This is a genomic window from Thiohalocapsa sp. (genome assembly GCF_019695415.1).
Classification (GTDB): Bacteria; Pseudomonadota; Gammaproteobacteria; order Chromatiales; family Chromatiaceae; genus Thiohalocapsa.
In genome coordinates this window covers 1-7,115 of sequence record NZ_JAIFKJ010000226.1, presented here as the reverse complement: position 1 = coordinate 7,115, position 7,115 = coordinate 1, and the positions used below count along the sequence as shown (strand labels likewise).

Annotated in this window: 5 protein-coding genes and 1 pseudogene; all 6 read left to right on the top strand. The window is 67.3% G+C overall.

Translation table 11 applies throughout. The features are described 5' to 3' along the window. Window positions 1–995, top strand: a 995-nt coding sequence (locus I6U14_RS06485; RefSeq protein WP_296897837.1) for a D-hexose-6-phosphate mutarotase, incomplete at its 5' end; no start/stop codon positions are given. After that, window positions 988–3,903 carry a bifunctional [glutamate--ammonia ligase]-adenylyl-L-tyrosine phosphorylase/[glutamate--ammonia-ligase] adenylyltransferase gene (glnE, locus tag I6U14_RS06480; RefSeq protein ID WP_296897835.1) on the top strand — a complete coding sequence of 972 codons (2,916 nt, stop codon included), beginning with the start codon at window positions 988–990 and terminating at the stop codon, window positions 3,901–3,903. The genes I6U14_RS06485 and glnE, both read left to right, overlap by 8 nt. A gap of 131 nt (window positions 3,904–4,034) precedes the next feature. Beyond that, a complete protein-coding gene (locus I6U14_RS06475; protein WP_296897833.1) occupies window positions 4,035–4,955 on the top strand; it encodes a branched-chain amino acid transaminase in 921 nt (306 codons plus the stop codon). Between the two features lie 188 nt (window positions 4,956–5,143). Further along, complete coding sequence (locus tag I6U14_RS06470; RefSeq protein ID WP_296897831.1) at window positions 5,144–5,371, top strand: zinc-finger domain-containing protein; 228 nt, start codon at window positions 5,144–5,146, stop codon at window positions 5,369–5,371. 109 nt (window positions 5,372–5,480) lie between these two features. Next, complete coding sequence (locus tag I6U14_RS06465; protein WP_296897829.1) at window positions 5,481–6,863, top strand: DEAD/DEAH box helicase; 1,383 nt, start codon at window positions 5,481–5,483, stop codon at window positions 6,861–6,863. A 34-nt stretch (window positions 6,864–6,897) separates the two neighbouring features. After that, window positions 6,898–7,115 (top strand): annotated as a pseudogene (locus I6U14_RS06460) (alpha/beta hydrolase); the annotation flags it as partial.

Sequence of the window (7,115 nt, the reverse complement as noted above, 5' to 3'; positions counted from 1 at the left end):
CTAGAGCAGCGACATCTGGCAGCCAACCGGCCGCGGCGGCCGAATCAGGAGCCCCCATGGACATCGCCCAGGCGAACGAGGAATTCGGCATCGCTGGTGTGCTCAGCATCTGCGCCGGTGCCGGCGGCTTTCCCGTGATCTGCATCGACAACGAGCACGCCCAGGCGGAGATCTGCGCCTACGCCGGGCAGGTGCTGTCCTATCGTCCGGGGCCGGAGCAGCAGGATCTGCTGTTCGTGAGCGAGCATGCCCATTTCCAGCCGGGTAAGGCCATCAAGGGCGGCATTCCCGTGTGCTGGCCCTGGTTCGGGCCGGACCCCGAAGCCAGGGGAAGGCCGGATCACGGTTTCGTGCGCGGGCGCCATTGGCGACTCCTCGCCACCGAGGCGATGGTGGACGGCGGCACCCGGGTTCGCCTCGGCTGCCGCGACGACGAGGCCACCCGCGCGCTCTGGCCGCACCCTTTTGCACTGGAGATCGAGGTGATGGTTGGAGAGTCATTGGATGTGGCGCTCGTCAGCCGCAATACCGGCGACCTGCCCGTCACCATCACCCAGGGCCTGCATACCTATTTCAAGGTGGGCGATGTGCGCCGGGTGCAGGTGCTCGGCCTCGCCGGGCACGAGTACATCGACAAGGTGGCCAGCATCGCGCCCGACCGAGCGCCGGCTGACCAAGTCGATGTACGCGTCAAGCAGTCCGGCCCCATCAATTTCGACGGCCCGGTGAACCGCATCTACCTGGACACGACAGGCCGGCTTATCGTGGACGATCCCGCACTCGGCCGGCAGATTCGTATTGACCGAGAAGGCAGCCGCTCCGCCGTTGTCTGGAACCCCTGGGTAGTGCAGTCGCAGCAAATGGGCGACTTCGGCGATGACGAGTACTTGGGAATGGTCTGCGTCGAGACCACCAATGCCGCCAACGATGCGGTGACCGTCCCCGCCGGTGCGAGTCACCGCATGGCGAGCCGCTACAGCATCGTGCATGACTGAGGACACAGACGCCGCCACCGACGGTCCAGCCACCCCGCCCGCGGCCGACAGCCCCGCGGAGCGCCACTGGGCGCAATGGCTCGAGTGGGCCGCGGACAATGGGGTTGCCGTACCTGAAGCTGCGGACTTCCAGCGCGCCAGGCAGCAGGTTTGGGCGGCAAGTGAGTACGCGGCGCTCACCGCGGCCCGCAGCCCCGAGACACTGGCCCGCCTGATCGCTGACAGTGCCCTGGCGCGGGCGCCGGCTGACGGAGAGCTCGAAGCGCTGCTCGGTAAGGCGCTTGAGCATTTGTCCACTGACATCGCCGACGAGCCCGAGCTTGCCCGGGTGCTGCGGCGCTTTCGGCGCACACAGATGTTGCGCATCGTCTGGCGGGACCTCGCCGGCTGGGCTGATCTCGACGAGACGCTGGAGAGCCTGACGGCGCTCGCCGACACCTGCATACAGCGCGCCCTGCATCTGCTCACCGCCTGGACAGAGGCCGAGCTGGGCGTGCCCGAGGATGCCCAAGGCCGCCGTCAGCGGCTGCTGGTGCTCGGCATGGGCAAGCTCGGCGCCCGCGAGCTCAACATGAGCTCCGACATCGACCTCATCTTCGCCTTCCCGCACACCGGCGAGACCCGCGGGGGGCCGCGGGCACTCACCAACGAGCAGTTCTTCACCCGCCTTGGCCAGCGCCTGGTGCAGGCGCTGGACCAAGTCACCGTGGACGGCTTCGTCTTCCGCGTGGACACCAGGCTCAGACCCTTCGGCAGCGCCGGTCCGCTCGCCATGAGCTTCGATGCCATGGAGGGCTACTACTACACCCAGGCTCGGGAGTGGGAGCGCTACGCCATGACCAAGGCACGGGTCGTGGCGGGTCCCACGGGGCCGGCGAACGAGCTGATGGCGCAGCTGCGGCCCTTTGTCTACCGACGCTACCTGGATTTCGGCGCCATCGAATCCCTGCGCTCGCTCAAGGTGATGATCAGCCGGGAGCTCAAGCGCAAGGGCATGGAGCACAACATCAAGCTCGGCCCCGGCGGTATCCGCGAGATCGAGTTCATCGGCCAGTCCTTTCAGCTGATCCGCGGCGGCCGCGAACCGGAGCTGCGTATTCGTGCCATTCAGCCTGTCCTCGAGCTTCTCGGCGAGAAGGGCTTGCTGAGTCCCGCCGATGTCGCGGCGCTGACGTCGGCGTACCGGTTTCTCCGGCTGACCGAGAACCGCCTGCAGGCATGGCAGGACCGCCAGACGCACGTACTGCCGGAGAAGCCCGAGGCCCGGCGGCGGCTCGCCCTGAGCATGGGCTTCGATGACTGGCCTGCCTTCGACGCCGCGCTTTCGGCGCACCGCGAGCGGGTGCAACGCTCCTTCGAGGCCATCTTCGCCGAGCCCGGCCGCGGTGAGCATGCCCTGTCATCGCTCTGGAGCGGTCGGGCGGCGGCAGCGGACAGCGAGGCCCTGCTGGCGACGCATGGTTTTCGTGACCCGGCTGCCGCCGCCAAGGTCATCGCCGGCTTTCGCGATGCCGCAGAGCGCCGGGGCCTGAGCACCCGCGCGGCGGAGCGTCTGGATTACGTGGTGCCCGCTCTGCTCGCCGCCGTCGCCGAGAGCGAGCATCCGGATGTCGCCCTTCCGCGGGTGCTCAGGGTGCTGGAGTCGGTGCTTGGCCGCACTGCCTATCTCGCGCTGTTGTCCGAGCATCCCGACGTGCTGCGACAGCTCGTGCTGCTGAGCGCGAAGAGTCCCTGGTTCGCCGAGCGCACGGCGAAGCAGCCGCTGCTGCTGGACGAGCTGTTGGATCCCCGGCGGCTGTTCGAGCCCCTGCGCCGGGCCGACCTGGAGCAGGAGCTGGACGTACTGCTCGGCACCGTCGGCGACGACGACTTGGAACAGCGCATGGAGCGTCTGCGCCAGTTCGTGCAGGGCAACAAGCTGCGGACCGCCGCGGCGGACATCACCGGTGTCATCCCGCTCATGGTGGTGAGTGACTACCTGACGGAGATCGCCGAGGTAGCCACCGAGCGCAGCCTCGCCATCGCCTTCTGCGATCTCAGCCGGCGCCACGGCCTGCCGCCCGGCACCGAGCTGACCCATCCCGGCATGCTGGTGCTGGGCTACGGCAAGCTCGGTGGTATCGAGCTCGGCTACAACTCAGACCTCGACCTGGTGTTCCTGTACGACGAGGCCCTGACCACCGAAAGCACCGCGGCCACGGCGGACGACCAGCGTCAGGTCAGCGGCAGCCAGTTCTACGTGCGGCTGGCGCAGCGCATCATCCACATCATGACCACGCCGACCTACTCAGGCGTGCTCTACGAGATCGACACCCGCCTGCGCCCGGATGGCGACAAGGGCATGATCGCCCGAACCCTGGCGTCTTTTGCGAGCTACCAGCGCGAGGAGGCCTGGACCTGGGAGCACCAGGCCCTGGTGCGCGCGCGACCGGTGGCCGGCGATACCCGGCTCGCCGAGCGCTTTCAACAGATACGCGCCGAGATCCTGCGGCTGCCTCGGGAGCCGGAGGAGCTGCGCACGCAGGTGCGGGACATGCGTGCCAAGATGCGCGCGAATCTGGACAAGAGCCGGCGCGGGGATGCATCAGCATCAGGGCGCTTCGATCTCAAGCAGGGCGCCGGTGGTATTGCCGATGTCGAATTCATTGTTCAATATTCGGTGCTGCGCTGGGCTGCGGAGCACCCGGAGCTCACGGTCTGGACCGATAACGTGCGCCTGCTGGAGACGCTGGACCGCCTTGCGCTGCTGCCGGGCCACGCCGCGCAGGAGCTCACCGAGGCCTATAAGGCTTTACGCGCAGCCTATCACCGCAACGCGCTGGAGGAGACGCCCGGCGTAGTGCCTGACACCGAGCTGGTGGCAGAGCGTGACGCCGTGGCCCGACTATGGCGGGCCCTGATGGAATGAGGCATGCCAGGTGTCGAGTGTCGGGGGGTCGAGCCGCTCTCCGACGGAACACGGTCCACCCTGAGTGCCTTTGAAGCCAGCCTCGCTGCCGCTGCCGGCCGCTGTAACCTCTGCCTGACGGAGAACTCATTATGACCATGGCCGACCGCGACGGCGTCATCTGGCACGACGGCGTGCTCGTGGACTGGCGAGATGCCAAGACCCACGTGCTGACACACACGCTGCACTACGGCATGGGCGTCTTCGAGGGCGTGCGTGCCTATGCCACCGAGCGCGGCCCGGCCATCTTCCGGTTACAGGAGCACACCAAGCGGCTGTTCAACTCAGCGCATATCCTGGGGATGCGCCTGCCATACGACGCCGAGATGCTCAACGAAGCGCAGCGGGCCACCGTGCGCGAGAACCGGCTCGAGTCCGCCTACATCCGGCCGATGTTCTATTACGGGCCGGAGGGCATGGGCCTGCGCGCGGACAACTTGCAGGTGCACTGTATCGTCGCCGCCTGGCACTGGGGCAGTTACCTCGGCGAGGAGAACATCAAGCACGGCATCCGCATCAAGGTGTCGTCCTTCACGCGACATCATGTCAACATCACCATGTGCCGGGCCAAGGCCAATGGCAACTACATGAATTCCATGATGGCCTTGCAGGAGGCTATCCGTGACGGCTACGACGAAGCGCTGCTGTTGGATGCCGAAGGGTATGTCATGGAGGGCAGCGGCGAGAACGTCTTTATCGTCCGCGACGGCGTCATCTACACACCAGACCTCACCTCGGCGCTCGACGGCATCACCCGCAAAACGGTGATGGTGCTCGCGGCGGAGATGGGTCTGGACGTGGTCGAGAAGCGTATCACCCGCGACGAGGTCTACATTGCCGATGAGGCCTTCTTCACTGGCACGGCAGCCGAGGTGACACCCATCCGCGAAGTGGACGGCCGCGCCATTGGCAGCGGCACCCGCGGCCCTGTCACCGAGCGCCTGCAAACCAAGTATTTCGACGTGGTGCACGGCCGCAGCCCCGAGCACCTGCATTGGCTGACGCCGGTCTGACCCCGCAGCACCGGCACATCCTGGAGCACCGTCGCCGAGCCGATGCCTACCGCCGCACGGTGCGTGCTCGGCGCAGGCACTGCCAATGCCCTGCACACCGAAAGCCGCTGCTGCCCCCGGGCTGTGCCGGACGTGTGGTGCAGCCCCTCAACTCCAGAACCGTGGTCATTCGTCAAGGAGCCCGATTCATGCTGAAGTCGCGACGCGAGCGGACGTCCGAGCCCGCGAGCCCGCCACCGGCGGCTGAGCCGCCGGTGCGCACCGTCACCCGCAAGGACCTGCCGCTGTCCTGCCCCATGCCCGACGCCGAGGTCTGGAACATGCATCCAAGGGTGTATTTGCCTATCGAGGATGATCCCAACCACGAGGCGACCTGTCCGTATTGTGGGGCGAGATATAGGTTGAGTGATGAGTAGCGAGGGGCGAGTATCGAGGGCTGAGGGCTGAGGGCTGAGGGCTGAGGGCTGAGGTCGCACTGTCTCTTTCCTCGAAACTCGCTACTCGAAACGCGACATTAAACAAGCAATGACTGCCGAAGCCTCCGCCGCTGAGACCAACGACTTCGTGTCGTTCGACCTGGCCGAGCCCCTGCTGCGCGGTATCGCCAAGGCGGGCTTCGAGGTACCGACGCCGGTGCAGGCGGCGGTGATTCCTCCGGCGCTGGAAGGTCGAGACCTGATGGCCGCAGCCGCCACCGGCTCCGGCAAGACGGCGGCCTTTCTGCTGCCCATCATGCAACGGCTGCTGGAGGCGCCTGCGCCCCGGGCCGGGTCCCGCGCACTCGTGCTGGTGCCCACGCGGGAGCTGGCCTACCAGGTGCTGGATCATTTCCTGGCTGTCGGCAGTTACACCCGCCTCACGGCAGCCGCCATCGTGGGCGGCGACCCGCGCAACCACCAGGTGAACGCGCTGCGGCGCAACCCGGAGATCCTTATCGCTACACCAGGGCGATTCCTGGAGCATCTGGAAACGGGCGAAGCGGACCTCGCCGACCTGGCCTTCCTGGTGCTGGACGAGGCGGATCGCATGCTGGACATGGGCCTCGCGGAGGACGTCTTCGCGATCGTCGACCGGGCCCCTGCAGCGCGTCAGTCCATGCTCTTCTCGGCGACCCTGCATCGGCGCGGTGTCCCCGAGGTGGCACGGCATCTGCTGCGGGACCCCCTCACCATCACCCTAGACCACCACCGCAGCGCCCACCCAGACATCGAGCACCAGTTTGTCCGTGCTGACGACCCGACCCACAAAGCGCGTCTGCTGCACCGCTTGCTGACGGAGGCCGAAGACGTCCGCGCTCTGGTGTTCACCAACACCCGAGCCGGCGCCAGGCAGGTGGCGGCGCGACTCGCCGAACTCGACATTCGCTGTGCCGTGCTGCACGGGGAGCTGGATCAGCGCGAGCGCAAGCGTGTCATGGGCCTGTTCCGCGACGGCAGCGTCGCGGTGCTGGTGGCGAGCGATGTTGCTGCCCGCGGCCTCGACGTCCCGGGCGTAGCGCTCGTGGTAAACCTGGACGTGCCCCGAAGTGGCGATGACTATCTGCACCGCAGCGGACGCACCGGCCGCGCCGGGCGCCATGGACTGACCGTGAGTCTCGTGGGCGCTCCGGAATGGAACCGCATGGAGGGCATCGCCCGCTACCTGGGCCTGGAGCTGCGGGAGCGGGTGCTGCACGGACTGGAGGCCCGCTTCAAGGGCTCTCCAAAGCGACGCAAGCCTACGAAGAAGGCCGCGGCCAAGGGCACAGGCAGCCGTGTTGCGGCCAAGGGCAAGGCGAAGGCGGGCGCCAAGCCCAAGCAGCGTGAGCGGGATCGCAAGAATATCGGTAAGCGCCGCCTGCCGTCGGCCACGCCTGCTACGGGGCAGGGTGTCGAGGCGGGCTTCGATCCGCCCAAGCGGCGCGCTTGATGGTCCCGGACACCGGACGCGGAGAGCCTGCATCATGGTGCAGAAACCCAAATCGGGCAGCGATGCGCCGAACCATCTGATGCAGCAGCTGTCTGCTCCGATGCGTTTCGCGCTGGAGGCCCGTGCCCCCTGGGAGCTTGGTGCCGGCCTTGCGGCGCAGCCGTTGCTCACGTTGGCACCGAAGGGGGACGGCCACCCGGTGCTCGTGCTGCCACTCATGTTCGGCAGCGACCTCAACACCCTGCCGCTGCG